At 66.4% G+C, this 15,853-nt stretch carries 15 protein-coding genes; 14 read left to right on the top strand and 1 reads right to left on the bottom strand.

Annotated features, from left to right (window positions below; all coding sequences use genetic code 11):
* Positions 1 to 106 precede the first annotated feature (106 nt).
* The 4 genes from AKJ09_RS21575 (at position 107) to AKJ09_RS21590 (ending at position 5,124) form a co-directional block, all read left to right on the top strand.
* Positions 107 to 808 (top strand): MIP/aquaporin family protein, encoded by a 702-nt coding sequence (locus AKJ09_RS21575; RefSeq protein ID WP_146649096.1) that lies wholly within the window; start codon positions 107 to 109, stop codon positions 806 to 808.
* Between the two features lie 219 nt (positions 809 to 1,027).
* Entirely contained in the window at positions 1,028 to 2,233 is a 1,206-nt protein-coding gene (locus AKJ09_RS21580; protein WP_146649097.1) for a polysaccharide deacetylase family protein, read from the top strand.
* A 26-nt stretch (positions 2,234 to 2,259) separates the two neighbouring features.
* Positions 2,260 to 3,279: a S1 family peptidase gene (locus AKJ09_RS21585; protein WP_146649098.1), complete on the top strand. Its 1,020-nt coding sequence runs from the start codon at positions 2,260 to 2,262 to the stop codon at positions 3,277 to 3,279.
* Positions 3,280 to 3,351: 72 nt separating this feature from the next.
* On the top strand, positions 3,352 to 5,124 hold the full coding sequence (locus AKJ09_RS21590) for a serine/threonine-protein kinase (RefSeq protein WP_146649099.1): 1,773 nt from the start codon (positions 3,352 to 3,354) through the stop codon (positions 5,122 to 5,124).
* A gap of 3 nt (positions 5,125 to 5,127) precedes the next feature.
* On the opposite strand, the gene AKJ09_RS21595 is transcribed toward AKJ09_RS21590, so the two are convergent.
* Positions 5,128 to 6,051, bottom strand: coding sequence for a glycosyltransferase (locus AKJ09_RS21595; protein WP_169927730.1), 924 nt, complete (start codon positions 6,049 to 6,051; stop codon positions 5,128 to 5,130).
* 79 nt (positions 6,052 to 6,130) lie between these two features.
* On the opposite strand from AKJ09_RS21595, the gene AKJ09_RS21600 reads away from it, so the two are divergent.
* The 10 genes from AKJ09_RS21600 to AKJ09_RS21645 all read left to right on the top strand — a co-directional run bounded on the left by AKJ09_RS21600 (position 6,131) and on the right by AKJ09_RS21645 (position 15,851).
* Positions 6,131 to 8,170 (top strand): aconitase family protein, encoded by a 2,040-nt coding sequence (locus AKJ09_RS21600; RefSeq protein WP_146649101.1) that lies wholly within the window; start codon positions 6,131 to 6,133, stop codon positions 8,168 to 8,170.
* A 30-nt stretch (positions 8,171 to 8,200) separates the two neighbouring features.
* Positions 8,201 to 8,827: an FKBP-type peptidyl-prolyl cis-trans isomerase gene (locus AKJ09_RS21605; protein ID WP_146649102.1), complete on the top strand. Its 627-nt coding sequence runs from the start codon at positions 8,201 to 8,203 to the stop codon at positions 8,825 to 8,827.
* Positions 8,828 to 9,009: 182 nt separating this feature from the next.
* Positions 9,010 to 9,411, top strand: a complete 402-nt coding sequence (locus AKJ09_RS21610; protein WP_146649103.1) for a hypothetical protein — start codon at positions 9,010 to 9,012, stop codon at positions 9,409 to 9,411.
* A gap of 11 nt (positions 9,412 to 9,422) precedes the next feature.
* Positions 9,423 to 9,695: a DUF1844 domain-containing protein gene (locus AKJ09_RS21615; RefSeq protein ID WP_146649104.1), complete on the top strand. Its 273-nt coding sequence runs from the start codon at positions 9,423 to 9,425 to the stop codon at positions 9,693 to 9,695.
* Between the two features lie 30 nt (positions 9,696 to 9,725).
* Positions 9,726 to 10,985, top strand: a complete 1,260-nt coding sequence (locus AKJ09_RS21620) for a S1C family serine protease (protein WP_240488548.1) — start codon at positions 9,726 to 9,728, stop codon at positions 10,983 to 10,985.
* A 144-nt stretch (positions 10,986 to 11,129) separates the two neighbouring features.
* A complete protein-coding gene (locus AKJ09_RS21625; protein ID WP_146649105.1) occupies positions 11,130 to 11,984 on the top strand; it encodes an RNA polymerase sigma factor in 855 nt (284 codons plus the stop codon).
* Positions 11,981 to 12,553 (top strand): anti-sigma factor, encoded by a 573-nt coding sequence (locus AKJ09_RS21630; RefSeq protein WP_146649106.1) that lies wholly within the window; start codon positions 11,981 to 11,983, stop codon positions 12,551 to 12,553. Before AKJ09_RS21625 ends, AKJ09_RS21630 begins: the two co-directional genes overlap by 4 nt.
* Before the next feature lie 13 nt (positions 12,554 to 12,566).
* Entirely contained in the window at positions 12,567 to 13,028 is a 462-nt protein-coding gene (locus tag AKJ09_RS21635; protein ID WP_146649107.1) for a hypothetical protein, read from the top strand.
* 149 nt (positions 13,029 to 13,177) lie between these two features.
* Positions 13,178 to 14,191 (top strand): SH3 domain-containing protein, encoded by a 1,014-nt coding sequence (locus AKJ09_RS21640; protein WP_146649108.1) that lies wholly within the window; start codon positions 13,178 to 13,180, stop codon positions 14,189 to 14,191.
* Positions 14,192 to 14,264: 73 nt separating this feature from the next.
* The gene (locus AKJ09_RS21645) at positions 14,265 to 15,851 is read left to right on the top strand and encodes a hypothetical protein (protein ID WP_146649109.1); all 1,587 of its coding nucleotides are present in this window, start codon (positions 14,265 to 14,267) and stop codon (positions 15,849 to 15,851) included.
* The last annotated feature ends 2 nt before the right edge of the window (positions 15,852 to 15,853 follow it).

Here is a 15,853-nt window from a genome sequence, read left to right on the forward strand (position 1 = left end):
CCATCTTCCGCACACCCTTCCGCACGCTCACTGGCCTGCGAAGCGGACGCCAACTAGCGTTCTTCCGGCCGTCGACCTGCACGCCGACCCAAGGGCGGGGAGCCCCATGCTCCAGCTTCGGCGTTTGGTCGCCGAGGTGTTCGGAACGTTCCTCCTTGTCACGGTTGACTGCGGCGGAGCCGTCATCGGCGCGCTCAGCCGTGAGGTCACCGCACCGGCGCGATCCGTCGCCACAGGCCTTCTCGTGATGGGCATGATCTACGCGGTCGGTGATGTCTCCGGCGCGCACTTCAATCCCGCCGTGACCTTCGCCTTCGCGGTGCGAGGCGTCTTTCCGTGGAAGCGGGTTCTTCAGTATTGGGCAGCGCAGCTCGTGGGAGCCTTCCTCGGGATTGCTCTCCTTCACGTGTGGTTCGGCAACGTCGCCAACCTCGGTACGACGCTGCCTGGATTCGGAGCGGCGCGCGCGTTCGGGATCGAAGTCGTTCTCACCGCCATCCTCGTTTCGGTGATCCTGGGAACGGCCACGCAGCATCGGAGCATCGGCGCGAGCGCCGCCCTCGCTTCGGGCGGGGCCGTGGCTCTGTGCAGCCTCTTTTCGCGTCCGATCAGCGGCGCATCGATGAACCCCGCGCGGTCGCTCGCGCCGGCCATCGTCTCGGGGGCCACGCAGGACGTCTGGATCTATCTCGTTGCGCCCTTCCTTGGCGCGCTCGTCGCCTTCCTCGTCATGCACCTCGTGCACGCGCGTGTTCTTCCCACCGAGCGTGCCGCTGCCCAGGGCGACATCACATCCAACGCGATGTAGCGCCGTCGCCACCGTCGCCCGCTCCGATCTTTCTTGCCTGGTGGGGAGGGGGGTGGCCAAACCGATGGATCACCGGATCGTCCATGGACCATGGTCGAAACCGCTGACACGAGCAATTACCGGCAATTACGAAGCGGCCTACACTGGCACACAGGGTGCTGAGGGAGAGCTCAGCCCGGCATCGCCGGACCCTCCCTCCAACAGCCAGGTCAGGTTGCCATGTCCCTTCGTCGCCTTTTCGGTCTCGGTTCGCTCGCCGTAGCTACCCTCGCGATCGTCGCGTCGAGCGCGGTCGGTTGTGCCGCCCCCAGCGAGGAAGAGGGAACGCCGTCCTCCGCCTCGGCCGTCAGCGAGCGCCCCCCGCAGTTCGTGCTCCTCGCGTTCGACGGCTCGCTGAACCTCGACTTCTGGGAGGAGTCGCGTGCGTTCGCCAAGAGCACCAACGTGAAGCTCACGTACTTCATGAGCGGTCCGTACTTCCTCCCGGACGCGAAGAAGACGATGTACCACGCTCCCCACCACAACGCGGGCGCGTCGGACATCGGCTTCGGCGGCGCCACGGCGAACATCCCGCTTCGCGTCCAGCAGGTCATCAACGCGCGCGGCGAAGGCCACGAGATGGCGTCGCACGCGAACGGCCACTACGACGGCACGAAGTGGACCGAGGAGGACTGGGACTCGGAGTTCGCGCAGTTCAACGATCTGATCTTCAAGTCCGCCGCCAACGGAGGCGCGCCGAACCTCGACATCGGCTTCGGCCCCAAGGACGTCATCGGCTTCCGCGCGCCGCTCCTCGGCCAGGGCCCCGGACTCTACAAGACGCTCGCGAAGAACCACTTCGCGTACGACACGAGCAAGACGAGCGCGACGAACTACTGGCCGGAGAAGATCAACGGCATCTGGAACTTCCCGCTCGCCCAGATCCGCATCGCCTCGGGAGCGAACCAGGGCAAGAAGACGCTCTCGATGGACTACAACTTCTACTACACGCAGTCCGCGGGCGTCTCGAAGCCGGCCATGAAGGACGCGTTCAAGAAGGAGATGCTGGATACGTACATGACGTACTTCCAGAGCAACTACTTCGGCAACCGCGCGCCGGTGCACATCGGCCACCACTTCTCGAGGTGGAACGGCGGTGCGTACTGGGAGGCGATGCAGGCGTTCGCGCAGCGCGTCTGCCACCAGCCCGAGGTCAAGTGCGTCACGTACAAGGAGCTCACGGAGTTCATGGAGGCGCACGCCTCGATGCGCGGCGCCTACCAGCGTGGCGAATTCACGCAGCTTCCGCGTCCGCCGGGTGCCGGCGATGCCCAGCCCGTCGAAGAGGCGGTGGCGGATGACCAGCTCGCGGCCGAAGGAATGGTCGGAGACTCGTCGGAAGCTCACGAAGAAGTCGACGAGAACGGTAATCTCGTCCGCGAGTGATCCTCCTTCGCACGGGTGAAAGTGCCATGCGCGCTCTCCTCGCCACCTTGTTGATCCCCGCAAGCATCGGCGTTCTGGCCGGTGCTTGCGCCGCCCACGACGAAGACGATGCAACGTCCGACAACGGCGCGCTCATCGGCGGTCAGGTGGCGACCACCGCGCAATTCCCCTCGAATCTGTACTTGAAGACCGGGTGCACGGCGGCGAAGGTCGCGCCCAAGAAGATCCTCACCGCCGCGCATTGCGTCTTCGACCCCGCGATGGCGTCGGTGAGGTTCGCGAACGGCTCGACGATCTCCGTGAGCCGCGATCCGGTGAACGGATTCGCCGAGCACAAGGTCAAGGAAGTCCACGTCCACCCCTCGTGGGTCACCGCGTGCGAAGCGCAGTATTGCGCGGCATCCTCGGTGACTGCGCTCATGGACGCGGCGGACATCGCCCTCATCGAGCTCGAAGACGACATCGAGTACGTGCCCTCGGCGGAGATCGATACGACGGAGCTCGTGCCGAAGACCAAGGTCGTCATCATCGGTTTCGGTTGCACGAAGGGCGTTCTCGTCCGCGACGACCGCCCGAACCCGACGCTCGCCTACGCGATTGGGGAAATCGCGCCTCCTCAGCTCCTCGATCACCCCGGAAGCCCGATCGAGAACGACAAGGAGCACGAGATCGCGGCGGGCAACTACGCCCTCACCTATGGCCCCGCCTCGTACCGCCAACAAGCGGGCATCTGTCCCGGTGATTCCGGGGGCCCGCTCTATCGGGACGAAGACGGGAAGATGAAGATCGTCGGCGTCAATTCGAACTACACCTTCTTCCCTGACCAACAGGACAAGCTCGGTCTGCCGGTGAGCAACTGGCACACGCGCCTCGACGGCAACTCGCGTCAGCACATCGCCGAGTGGCTCCAATCGTTGGGGGCGCTCTCGAACGATTCCTGGACGAAGGGCGACGGCGGGGCGGGCGCGGGCAAGGGGGCCGACCAAGCGGGCACGTCCGATGCCGGTACGAGCGATGCCGGAGCCCAAGGCGACGCCGGGCACTGAGAAAAGCGCGATCGGAGCGGTCTTCCCGCGAAGTTCGGAGTCTCCGCCAAGTAGAGCTATGATTCGGCGTCGATGATGCCTTCTTCGTTGCCGTCGAGCGCCCGCGGTCTTCCGCGACCCGGGGACGTCGTGGCCGGCAAGTACCGCATCGAGGCCACGATCGGTACGGGCGGCATGGGCATCGTCATGGCCGCCGTCGACACCACGCTCGGTCGGCCGGTGGCGATCAAGCTGCTCTCGCCGGAGAGAGCCGCTCGCGATGGGGCGGGCGCACGATTCCTGCGCGAAGCACGCACGGCCGCATCGATCCAGAGCGAGCACGTCGTTCGCGTGTTCGAAGTGGCAACGCTCCCCGACGGCGTTTCCTACATCGCGATGGAGCTCCTGAAGGGCGTGGAGCTCGGAGACCTCGTCGCGTCGCGCGGTGGGCTTCCGATCGACGAAGCGGTCGACCACGTGCTCGAGGCCTGCGCGGCGCTCGCCGAGGCTCATCGCCTGGGCGTCGTGCATCGCGACCTCAAGCCACAGAACCTCTTCGTCACGCAGCGGCCGGACGGAACGCCGTGCGTGAAGATTCTCGACTTCGGCATTTCGAAGGCGCAATCGGCCGACGTGCAGAGCCTCACGGCCACCGACACCGTGATGGGGACGCCGCTCTATATGTCCCCCGAGCAGGTTCGGAGCCTGAAGAACGTCGACCACCGGACCGACATCTGGGCGCTCGGCGCGATTCTGTTCGAGCTGCTCACCGCATCCCCCGTGTTCGACGCGCCGACGGCGTCCGCGCTGTGCGCGATGATTGCGATGGATCCGCCGACGCCGCTCCGCATGCGTCGTCCTGCGGCTCCGCCGGCGCTCGAGGCGGTGATTTACCGCTGCATGAACAAAGACCCGGCGGGGCGCTTCCGCGACGTCGTGGAGCTCGCCGAGGCACTCGTGCCGTTCGCCTCCGAGCGTGGACGACGCGCAGCGATGCTGGCCGTGCGCATCGCCCGTTCGGAGGCCTCGTTCGCTCCGACCGACGCGCAACTGATCCGTGGTCCGCAGTCGATGGCCACCGCGCCCACAGTGGACAGCGGAAGCGTTCGCACGACGGGCGCGCCGTTTCCGCTCGTGCAGCACCCCGTCAGCCCCATGCCTTCGGGCCAACCGCCGATGGGACCTTCGGGGTTTCCGGTTGCGCCGATCGTCTCGGCGCCGCCGCCAGGCTCGCTGCCGCCCAACGACACGCAACGTTCCTGGCAAGAGCCCTCGGCCCAGACGGCAAAGAGCGGCGGTAGCGCGGTCGTGTTCGCGATGGCCGGCGCGGTCGTCGGTCTGCTCTTCCTCGGAGGCGGAGGGTACGTCGCGTACACGAAGCTCACGCCGCACCCGACCGCACCGGTCGCGAGCAACGTCGAGCCAGCGCCGCCGCCGTCGATGTCGCCGAGCAACGTCGCGCCGGGCATGACCACCCCGGTGCCCAGCGCGTCATCCGCTCCGTCGCCAAGCGCCGCGCCGAGTGCTTCGGCCAGCGCGGCCAAACCCACAGTGCCGCCGAAGGGCGCGAAAGACGCCGGTGCACCTGCTGCACCGAGCTCCGCTCCGAAGAACGATTCGCTCGAAGCCGAGAAGCGAATCGCCCAGGGGCGCTGCGACCACATGAAGTTCCTGCTGAGCACCAACGACCGCAAGACGAACGCGAACGCGAATCAGGTGAAGACCCTGACGTGCCTCCCGGCGTCGACCCAGAACGGGATCAACTGCGAGCGCGCGGTGTGCCGATCGGCGTGCGAGATCCTCGACGACAAGTCGTGCATCCGCCAGCTGGATTTTGCGGAGCGCAACTGGCCCGCGAAGTTCTGAGTTTTAGAGAAGCGTGATCTTCACGCCGAGGTGCTCGGCTTCGCGCAAGACGGTCGACAGGCCCTCCGCGCGCGAGGCGTGCACCACCTCGTCGGCCGCGCCGATCCAGCTGAGGGCCTCGGTGCGGGGCGTCTTGCCGAGGAAGCGTGCATCGATTCCCCAGCGCTGCGCCTGCTCCTGCAGGCATTCGCGCTGCGGGCCGTCACCGAGGACGACGAGCACGGGCGCTTGGTCGTGGCGCTCGGTTGCGACGTAGTCGATGACCTTGTCGACGCGCTTGCTCGGCACGAGGCGCCCGGCGGTGACATAGAGGCGGCGGGACCCGAGTGCGGTTCGCCGTGCGCGGACGCCCTCTTCGACGTTGGGCATCGTCAGCGGGCTCGGCTGGACGATGGCGACGGCCTTCACGCGCTGCGCGTCGTCGTGCGCGAGCGAGGAGGTGAGCTCCTCGAGGAGCGCGTCGGAGACGAAGCGCCAGCGGCTGGCGCGTTCCGCGATGCGCCGAACGATGCTGGAGCGGATTCGGGCGGGCAGGGCGCGGAGCAGCCGGACGTCGCCCCCGTGGGAGACGACCTCCAGATCGACGCCCTCGAGGTCGGCGCCGAGCGCGATCGGGAAAGCCCCCGGGAGGGCCCAGTGCGCGATGATGCGAGACGGCTTGCCGAGCCGGACGCGCATGGCGGCCGTGGCGACGAATCCCGCCGCGTCGATGGCTCTCCAGGGGCGCCCCCGTAGGCGCGTTGCCGCGCCTGGCCATCCGAAGGCCCCGCCGGCGCGCGGTTTGAGGACGGTCACGGAGTGGCCAGCAAGCTCCAGCTCGCGTACCTCCGCCTGCACGAAGTGACCCGACGGATCGCCCTCGTCCACCGGATAGCTGGTCGTGATGACCCAGATCGTCGAGCGGGATGCGCCGCGTGTTTCCGGCATGTTGGACGGGGGCGCATTTACCCCAAATTGAGGGCCCCCCGCCATCTCATCCGGCAGGGACCCGTGCTAAGGGGGATCCATGGATACGGCCGCCCACACCGCCTCGAGCTCGAGTCGTACCGATGTGCCCGCCGTGAAGCCGTCTAGCACGTCCAACGTGACAATCGGGGGTCGGGTTCTCTTCGTCACCGAAGATCTGGCGCTGCTCGAGAAGCAGCTCGCCGGCGAAGACCTGCCGTACGACCCCGAACGGCCGCTCGTATCCAACATTTCGACCGACGAACTGACCCCGGGTTGGGTCTGTTACTACTACGACGAGACGCTTGCGCGTTTCTGCCTGGTCGGCCTGCGTGGCGGCAAGATCGGCAAGGACGCGATCAAGAACGGCGGCTTCGGCGTCATCGTCAGCGGCATTTCCAAAGGCTGCGGTTCGAGCCGTGAAACGGCGCCGTACAGCGAGCTCAAGGCGGGCGTGAAGCTCGTCATCGCCAAGAGCATCGAGAAGATCTACCGGCAGAACGCGCAGAACATCGGCCTGCTCACGTCGACGGACTTCGGGCTCATCGAGCGAATCCGAGGCGGCGAAGCGATCCCGATGTCCGAGTTCACGAAAGGACTCGACCCGATTAGCGCGGCCATCGTCGAGCACGGCGGCCTCTTCGCGTACAACCGCGCGCGCCTCGCCGGCGAGACCACGCCGCCCGCCATCGAGACGCCCGCCCGCCCGATGACGCTCTGCGAGAAGATTCTCGCCGCGCACGTGATCACGAACGCGAAGACGGGCGCCGTCGGCGTCACCGCCGTTCAGCCGGGTGATGCGTTCTTCGCTCGCACCGACGTGCGCTTCAGCCACGAGTACGTGACGCCCATGGCCGAATCGCTCTTCTCCGCGGAGATGGGCAAAGACGCCCGCGTCACCGACCCGGAGAGCGTCTGGGCGTTCCGCGATCACCTCACGTTTCTCGATCTCGTCATGCCGAAGGCCCATCGCGACATGGGCCTCAAAGAGCAGGCCGAGAAGCTCGCGGTGGTGCAAGACGAGTTCACCAAGAAGCAGGGCGTGAAGCTCTACGGCGAGGTCCACCGCGACGGCAAGCTCGTGGGCTCGGAAGCGATCTGCCACAACAAGGTCATCGAGGAGATCGCGCTTCCCGGGCAGCTCGTTGCCGGCACCGACTCGCACACGTGCATGGCCGGCGCGCTCGGCTGCTTCGCGTTCGGCGTCGGCTCGACCGACATGGCGAACGCCTGGTACACGAAGGACATCCGCGTGACCGTGCCGGAGACGGCGAGGTTCGTGCTCCGCGGCAAGCTCCGTCCCGGCGTCTGCGCCAAGGACGTGATGCTCCATATCCTGAGTCAGGAGTTCTTCAAGAGCGGGCAGGGCATCGGCAAGGTGCTCGAGTTCGCAGGCGACGGCGTTGCGTCGATGAACCTCGACGAGCGCGCCACGCTCACCAACATGGCGGTCGAAGCGGGCGGCTTCACCGGCATCATCGAGGCCGACGAGGTCGTGGTCGACTACCTCGTCAAGCAGCGCGGGCTCGACGCCGCGTCGGTTCGTTCGCGCATCGTGAAGGCCGATCCGGGGGCCAGCTACCTCGCCACGTTCGAGATCGATCTCGCGGCGGTCGAGCCGATGGTCGCCACGCCTGGGGATCCGCGCAACGGCGTGCCGCTTCGAACGCTCGGGGCGAGCTCGAGCGACAAGGACGTTCGCATCGACATCGCCTACGGCGGTTCGTGCACCGGCGGTAAGAAGGCGGACATGGATATGTACGCCGCCGTCCTCTCGGAGGCCGTTGCCAAGGGCAAGAAGGTCGCCGACGGCGTGCACCTCTACATCCAGTTCGGCTCACAGGACATCCGGCGCTATGCCGAAGCGAAGGGGTATCTCGAGGTGTTCCGTGCCGCTGGGGCCGAGCTCGTCGATCCCTCGTGCGGGGCTTGCATCAAGGCGGGACCTGGTGTCAGTGACTCCCCCGAACAGGTCACCGTCAGCGCAATCAACCGCAACTTCCCGGGCCGGAGCGGACCCGGAAAGGTCTACCTCGCAAGTCCGCTCGTCGTCGCAGCCAGCGCGATCGCGGGCCGAATCGTCGGCCCGGATGCGCTCTGATCAGCAGTCCGAATCGTAGAGATCGAAATCATGGAAACCATTCAGCCGAACGCCCGGGTCGTCCTCGAATACACGCTCAAGGGCGACGACGGTGAAGTCCTCGACACGAGCGACATGGAGGACGGCGAGCCGATCGTCTACGTCCACGGTTACGGCATGCTCGTGCCCGGCCTCGAGGCCGCGCTCGAAGGCCTCAAGGTCGGCACGGAGAAGTCGATCGTCGTGGACCCCGCCGAGGGCTTTGGCGATCACGACGAAGATCTCGTGCTCGAGGTCGACCGTGGCGATTTCCCGGATCCGACGAAGGTCGCCGAGGGCGACGAGTTCATCGCCGAGTCACCCGATGGGGACGAGCTCGCGATGCGCGTCATCGAAGTGAAGGACGACACGGTCGTGGTCGACGCGAACCACCCGCTCGCCGGTCGGACCCTCCACTACGCCGTGAAGGTCCGCGAGATCCGCGCCGCCAGCGAAGAAGAGATCGCCGAGGCGGCCGAGGCCTTCGAAGACGCGGGCTATGGCGGGTGCAACGACCCGACCCACGACCACAGCCATGACCACGGTCACGAGCATGGTCACGAGCATGGCCACGAGCACGGGCACGACCACAGCCACGGTGGCGACCTCGTCCAGCTCACCTCCAAGAAACTGCACTGATTTCAGTAGGTTGTGTCCTCGAAGTCGCGGGCACGACCTTGACTTTCCGTCTGTTTCCGCCCTTGCGGCGGTCCCGTGCCGCGACTACATCTGCACCAGGCATAAACGGCCCTCGTGCTTGTTCTTCGGGTTTGTTTCGGCCCGGAATCGACGCTACGTGAGGCACCTCCGAGGTTAGCCATATGACTCAGAAGAACGTGAATAACTGGACCTTCGACGTGCGCGTTCGCGAGCGCAACCTCAAGAGCGGCGCCGTCACCGAGAAGGACGTCGAGAAGTACGTCGCCGGCCTGCCCGATCTCACCGGCCAGACCGAGGCCTTCGGCGTTTCGCAGCCGGCCCTCGCGCAGCCTTCGGTCGTCGAGGATTTCTCGGTCGGTCACGACGACGTGGATGATGAGGACGAGGACGAGGACGAGGACGAGGACGAGGTCGTTGCCGAAGCGGCTGCGCCCGAGGCTCCCGCGGCGGCTCCTGCTCCTGCTCCTGCTGCTCCCCCGTCGGCGCCCGCCGCCGAGCCCGAGGAACCGGCGGCTGTCGCCCCGTCGACGGACGACGGATCTTCCGAGCCGCCCGCGGTCTGAGAACGAACGCGATGAGCGACGAAACGCTTCCTCAGATCGACTTCGCGACGTTCATCCTCTCGCTCAGCCACTCCGTTCTGATGCACCTCGGCGAGGCGCCGGATCCGGAGACCAACAGGGTGGAGGCCAACCTCTCGCTGGCGAAGCAGAACATCGACATCCTCGGCCTGCTCGAGGAGAAGACGAAGGGAAACCTGACGGGAGACGAAGAGCGTCTCCTTGCACAGGTGCTCTTCGATCTTAGGATGCGTTACGTGGAGCGCTCCAAGGGGGCTGCCAAGTAGCAGCCCTCCGCGACGCTCCCGCAGGCGCTCATGAAGCCAGCTGGTCGCATCGCACGGAGTTTCCTCGCACCCACGCTCGTCGCGGTCGCCGCTCTTGCGAGCGGGTGCAAACCAAAGGAACAAGCGCGCTCGGATGGTCTCCCTCCGGGCGCGATTCCCGTTCCGAGCGCGTCCGCCGTCGCCGAGCCCACGCGCCCCCCCACGTCCACGCTGCCTCAGAAAGCGCCGGCGGCCGAGGACATCAAGATGGCGCCACTCAGCTTCGCACCGATCGCGAAGCGTGCGGATGGAAGCGTCGTCACCATCTACACGGTCGGTGAGGAAGAGGGCCGCGGGCTGTTTGCGCGCAAGGGCCGCAGCAGCCGTGCGCAGAAGGGCCTCGGCACGGGCTTCGTCGTCGACAACACCGGCGTCATCATCACCAACAACCACGTCATCGACGGCGCCGACGAGATCGTCGTGCAGCTCTCCGACGAGCGGCGGTTCCCTGGGAAGATCGTCGGGCGCGACGCGCGCACGGACATCGCGGTCGTGAAGATCGAGGGCGTGAAGGATCTCTCGTCGATTCCCCTCGGCGACTCGGACAACCTGGAAGTCGGCGATTGGGTCGTCGCCATCGGCAATCCGTTCGGCCTCTCGCACACCGTCAGTGCGGGCATCGTGAGCGCGAAGGGCCGCGGTCGGGAAGACGTGCCGCTCGATCCGAGTGGGTACTACAACTTCTTGCAGACCGACGCGTCGATCAACCCCGGTAACTCGGGCGGACCGCTCCTCAACCTCAAGGGCGAAGTCGTCGGCATGAACACCGCCATTCGCGGTGGCGGCGCGCAAGGCATCGGCTTCGCCATCCCCATCAACATGGTGAAGCAGCTGATGCCGACCTTGTTGAAGGAAGGCCACGTCACGCGAAGCGCGCTCGGCGTTCGCATTCGTGACGTGCGCGACCTCTCGCCCGAGGACAAGCAGCAGCTCAAGGTGACGGACGAGAAAGGCGCCGTCATCGAGTACGTCGACACGGGCGGCCCGGCCGACAAGGCGAAGCTCGAGGTGGGCGACGTCATCGTGGCGTTCGACGGCCAAGCGGTCGAACGGGGAACGCTCCTCCAGTGGCTCGCAAGCACCGCGGGCGTAGGCAAACTGGTGACCGTCCGCGTGATTCGCGCGGGCAAGCCGTTCGAGCTCAAGGTGACCCTGGGCGAGCTCAAGGAGCCGAAGAACCGCGGGCCGTCTTTCCGTCCGCGCGTACCGCAGCCTTCGCCGGACGACGAGGACGAGCCGTTCCCCCACTAGGCGCCGCTCGCCCTGGCGCGGCCTGATACCCTCGATTTCCAGGGGTTTTGGCTACTTTGGTGCATTGCGCCATGGCGTCGTCGTGCTGGCGAAATCCGGTCTGTAGCCGCGACCCTAGCCCCTGTACTACCCTGGACCACGCGAATGTCCGTGGCGCAGCCAGACTCGGAGGACAAAGACCCGGGTGGTGACGACGACGTGCCTTCGTCGGATCACCTGCACGAGCGTGCACGGGAGTTGTCGCGTTCCGCCCCTCGACCCCCCTCACGACCGCCGTCGTGTCCGCCTCCGTCGGAAGCCGTGAATACTCGGCTTTCCGAGGCGTCAAACACCAAGCAGACACGGCAACGCGAAGCGGAGGAGGATCGTGCACTCATTGCGAGGGCGCAAAACGGCGACACGGCGGCTTTTCGGTCGCTCGTGGAACGTCATCAGCGTCGGGCCTTCGCCATCGCGCTGTCCTTCGTCCGTGACGAGAACGACGCGCGCGAGCTCGTCCAAGACGCGTTTCTGCGAGTCTTCAAGAGCCTCAATAGCTTCCAGGGCGGGTCGAGCTTCTTCACCTGGCTCTATCGCATCATCAAGAACCTCAGCATCGACCTCATCCGCAAGCCGGGGCGGCAGCTCGGCGACATCGACGAGACCCGCTTCGAAACCGACGAAGGGCAGGAGGAGGAGTTTCCTCTTCTCAGCCGCATCGACGGCTCCGATCCGGCCGACGTGGTCCGGCGTACGGAGATCGCGGGGCGACTCCAACAAGCTCTCGAAGCCCTCCCTCCGTATCACCGCAGCGTCATCGTCATGCGGGAGATTGACGGCCTCAGTTACGAAGAAATGGCCGAAGCGATGCAAGTGTCGAAAGGGACGATCATGAGTCGTCTCTTTCACGCGCGGCAGAAACTCCAGAAAGCTTTGGCCGACTGTTACGTAGAACAGATCGGAAAGACACCGGGGTCCGGCGTCCCCTCGACAGGGGCGGATGACGGAGACGAATCATGACCCTCAGTTCGGACAACATGCTCAAGTTGATGGCTTACGCCGACGGCGAGCTCGCGGGCGACGACCTTACCGAGGTCGAGAAGCTCCTCGCGACCGACGCCGACGCCGTTCGCTTCGTCAACGACATCGCCAACCTCGGCGACTTCGTCCAAGAGGGCCATGCCACGCGTGCGGGCGGCGCCATCGCGTCGTTCGACATCGCCGACGCCGTCATGGCGAAAATCGCGGCCGAGCCGAAAGCTGCTCCGGCCGTGAAGGCGGAGCCGGCCGCCGTCACCTCGCTTGCGGCCGAGCGCGCCAAGCGCAGTCGACGCACGCAGATTGCCGGCGGAGTTGCCGCGGCGCTCGCTCTCGCGGCCGCCCTGTTCCTCGTGGCACGTCCGCAGGAGACGCCGATGGCTCCCGCGCCGGTCGCCGTGAACGCGTCCGAGCCCTCGAACGCGCCTGTGGAAGTCGACGTTACCGCCACCGATACGCCGGGACAATCGGTGAGCGTGTTCTATCTTCCGGCTGCCAACGAAGTCACGACGAGCGTGGTCGTCTGGGTCGACGAAACGGGAGCAAAGTAAGATGGGGCACGAGATGACTTCTTCTCGTCGGGGCGCGTTGACGATGGGGCTCGCGTTTGCCTGCGCGTTCATCGCGGGCACGACGACCAAGACGGCCGAAGCCCAGAGCGGGCCGAACGCCGAGGTTCTCGTCATCCACGGGACGCAGTGCGACAAGCCGACGGTCGACCCGGCCATCGGCGAGATGCCGCCGCTCAAGTACAACTGCTACAAGCTGCTCGAGAAGAAGGTGCTTCCCCTGCAGAAGGGCAAGCCGAGCACCACGCCGCTTCCGAACGGTCGCACGTTCCAGGTGACGTTGAACGACGTCACGCCGGACAAGCGTTACAAGGTCGGTGCAGCGATCAGCCAGCCTGACAACAACGGCTTCCTCAAGCTCGCGGACATCACCGCCGAGCCGAACAAGCGTTTCAACGTCGGCGGCTGGGCCTACCAGAACGGCGCGATCGTTCTCGCGATCCGCGTGCTGCCTTAGTCATGATCGAACGTCGGGGCTCACTGCGACCCCGACGTTCTTGTCTTCGGTCATTCGGGCGGCGAGCCCAAATGGTGCAGAAACCCACGCGGTAAGGAACTGCGTGGGTTTTTCGCCTGTTTGGCGCGTCTTTGCTAAGAAGTGAGCCGATGCGCAAGGACGCGCCGCTCGCTGTCGACATGCCCGGTCCCGATCGGGACAGCCCCGGCTGGATCAAGGTCGGTGTGATTGCTGCCGTGGGCTTCGTCCTCGGCGTGGCCTGGCCTCGTGTCATGGGCATTCGCCTCGGACCGAGCGCCCCTTCGGAGACGAGCGCGGCCGCAGCGTCGGGAAGCGCCAAGTCGGGCGCACGCGCACCGGAAGCGCCGGCGGCCAGTGTCTCGGGCAAGACGCCCGTTCAGCCCGCCGCTTCGGTGACTGCTCCGGCCGCCAGCGTCAGCTCCGTCGCCGCCGCCACCGCCGTTCCGACGGCCGCCGCGGGCACGCAGATCAGCGTCCAGAAGGGCAAGGTCCTTTCCTGCAAGACGGAAGGTGGCGACACCAAGAAGGGCCAGGATTGCGGGGCCGTCGCGGGGCTCGATCAGCTGGTCGCCCCGCGTCTCCGCAAGCTGAGCACTTGCTCGGCCGCGGACGGACAGAGCGGCAAGCTCTCGCTCGTCGTCACGGCGGACTTCGCCGGCGGCAAGATGAACTGGGACATCGGCAAGTCGACGAACGTCGGAAACATCGACGGCATCGGCGGCTGCCTCAAGACCCTCTTCCAAGGCACCGGCGTGAGCGGCGTCGCGCACGAGCACGCGCGCTACACGGTGGCGTACAGCGCGACCTTGGCTCCATCGACCGGCGCAAGCTCGCTCGACAAGGGCGACAAGGACCCCATCGGCGCGCGCGTCGACAAGAATGCCAAGGCTCGCTCGGGCGAAGACGCGCCGGACGACTCCAAAGATCGTCCCGAGCCCGCACCGGTCGCCGGTGGCGAGGCGAGTGTTGGCTGGGAAGTCGCCCTCGTTCGCGACGTGCCGAAGACGGGCCAAGTCGTCGCCCGACTCCCGCGCGGGACGAAGGTGAAGGTCGGGAACGTCAAAGACGGCTGGTTCTCGATCAAGTACGGCGACGGCTTCGCGAGTGACGGCTGGGTCTATCGCGGCGCAATCAACCGCTGACGTCGGGCGTTCCGCCTTCGCGGCTCGTCGGCTTCCTGTCGCGCCAAACCCACGCTCTGTGTAGGGTCCGGACGTGTCGACCCCGGGCCGCCGAACGCTCGCCGCGCTGTTTTGCGGAATCGTTTTCGGCCTGCTCGTCTTGCTGACGACCGGCGCTGCGCACGCGCAAGGCAACTACCGCTCGTCGCCGATGGGCGGTCGAACGACGCTGCTCGGAGGAACGGGCGTCGTCTACGGCATGGATGGCGCGTCGGCCATCATCAATCCGGCCACCGCGCTTCGGATCGATCCGGGTCGGCTCGCCTTTTCGGTGAACTTCTACGCGGCGCAGTTCACGACCGCGCCGCACTGGTATCAGCCGGGGCCGATCGACACGCAGAAGTTCGGCTCGCTCCAGGTGGGCGGCACCTCGATGTCCGACGTGCGGCTCACGTCACTGCCCTCGAGCTTGTGCCTGTTTTTCCGCGTCGGCCGCATCCATTGGTTCAAGAAGGCCACCGAGAACGATCCTCGGTTCCGCGACGCGCGCCTCGGTCTCTGTGCTGCGACCACGCAGACCGAGTCGTTCTATTACTCGAACGAGGGCTACCAGCAGACGAGCTCGCAGGGTGTCGTCACGCGTCAGTCGCAAGCGTTCGCGCAGACGTTCTCGCGCTTCCAGTTCGGACCCACGTACTCGATGTGGCTCGTGCCCGGGCTGACCATCGGCGCGTCCATCCACGCCAGCATCTCCAACCAGTGGAGCTCGCTCACTGCGATCGCCCATTCCGAGCAAGGCATCTTGGGGACGCCCATCAACTCGATGTTCCAGAGCTCGTCGCATGGAACGTCGTGGCAACTGCACGCCATCGCCGGCGCCACGTACACGTTCGGTCGCCAGAGCGTGGGCCTGGCCGTCGAGGCGCCGTCGCTGCATCTCTTCGGCACCGGTGGCGCGTCGCTCTACACGCAGTCGGACGCTGGCGGCAATCAGTCCTCGGTGATGACCGGGCAGGGAGGCTTCAACGCGCGAACCCCCCTGCGCGTCACGTTGGGGACCGGCATCGCGCGCAAGTGGGGCACCGCAGAGCTCGACGTGAGCTGGTTTTCGCCGATGAGCCCGGCCTACGACGCCGTCATCGACGGCAATCGCGTCGACACCGTAGGCAATACGAGCGTGAGTAGTTCGCAGTCGTTCGAGCTCTCGCAGCGCGCGCGTGGCGTCGTGAACGTCGGCGTGGGTGCGGAGGTCTTCCTCCGTCCGCAGATCAGCCTGCTCGGAGGCTTGAGCACCGACATCAGCGCGGTTCCGAAAGGTGAGCTCTCGGGCACCCTCGTCAACTACTACCCGGCGCGCACGAATCGCGTCGCGGCCTCGTTCGGCGTCGGCTCCTATCGCGGCGACGGCGCGCTCCTGCTCGGCCTCGAGCTGTCGTACGGCTGGGGCGACCGGCTCGCAGTCAACTCCTACCAGGCGCCGCCCACCATCGCGACGGCGGGGCAGAACTCGCTCGGCGTCCTCTTCGTCATCGCCGGCGGCACGAGCTTCCGCGCGATCTCGCGCGCCGTGCAGGACGTGACGCGAATCCTCACCAAGCCGAATGACCAGCAGAACGAGCCCACGCCGGAGAACTCTTCGCCGGCCATCGAAGCGCCGCCGAAGAAGGGGGCGCCGCCTTGAGC

Source organism: Labilithrix luteola (assembly GCF_001263205.1).
Classification (GTDB): Bacteria; Myxococcota_A; Polyangia; order Polyangiales; family Polyangiaceae; genus Labilithrix; species Labilithrix luteola.

Excerpts from the sequence above, each read along its gene's own strand:
- AKJ09_RS21575 (WP_146649096.1), top strand. The coding sequence starts at position 107 with ATGCTCCAGCTTCGGCGTTTGGTCGCCGAGGTGTTCGGAACGTTCCTC.
- AKJ09_RS21580 (WP_146649097.1), top strand. The coding sequence starts at position 1,028 with ATGTCCCTTCGTCGCCTTTTCGGTCTCGGTTCGCTCGCCGTAGCTACC.
- AKJ09_RS21585 (WP_146649098.1), top strand. The coding sequence starts at position 2,260 with ATGCGCGCTCTCCTCGCCACCTTGTTGATCCCCGCAAGCATCGGCGTT.
- AKJ09_RS21590 (WP_146649099.1), top strand. The coding sequence starts at position 3,352 with ATGATGCCTTCTTCGTTGCCGTCGAGCGCCCGCGGTCTTCCGCGACCC.
- AKJ09_RS21595 (WP_169927730.1), bottom strand. The coding sequence starts at position 6,051 with ATGCCGGAAACACGCGGCGCATCCCGCTCGACGATCTGGGTCATCACG.
- AKJ09_RS21600 (WP_146649101.1), top strand. The coding sequence starts at position 6,131 with ATGGATACGGCCGCCCACACCGCCTCGAGCTCGAGTCGTACCGATGTG.
- AKJ09_RS21605 (WP_146649102.1), top strand. The coding sequence starts at position 8,201 with ATGGAAACCATTCAGCCGAACGCCCGGGTCGTCCTCGAATACACGCTC.
- AKJ09_RS21610 (WP_146649103.1), top strand. The coding sequence starts at position 9,010 with ATGACTCAGAAGAACGTGAATAACTGGACCTTCGACGTGCGCGTTCGC.
- AKJ09_RS21615 (WP_146649104.1), top strand. The coding sequence starts at position 9,423 with ATGAGCGACGAAACGCTTCCTCAGATCGACTTCGCGACGTTCATCCTC.
- AKJ09_RS21620 (WP_240488548.1), top strand. The coding sequence starts at position 9,726 with ATGAAGCCAGCTGGTCGCATCGCACGGAGTTTCCTCGCACCCACGCTC.
- AKJ09_RS21625 (WP_146649105.1), top strand. The coding sequence starts at position 11,130 with ATGTCCGTGGCGCAGCCAGACTCGGAGGACAAAGACCCGGGTGGTGAC.
- AKJ09_RS21630 (WP_146649106.1), top strand. The coding sequence starts at position 11,981 with ATGACCCTCAGTTCGGACAACATGCTCAAGTTGATGGCTTACGCCGAC.
- AKJ09_RS21635 (WP_146649107.1), top strand. The coding sequence starts at position 12,567 with ATGACTTCTTCTCGTCGGGGCGCGTTGACGATGGGGCTCGCGTTTGCC.
- AKJ09_RS21640 (WP_146649108.1), top strand. The coding sequence starts at position 13,178 with ATGCGCAAGGACGCGCCGCTCGCTGTCGACATGCCCGGTCCCGATCGG.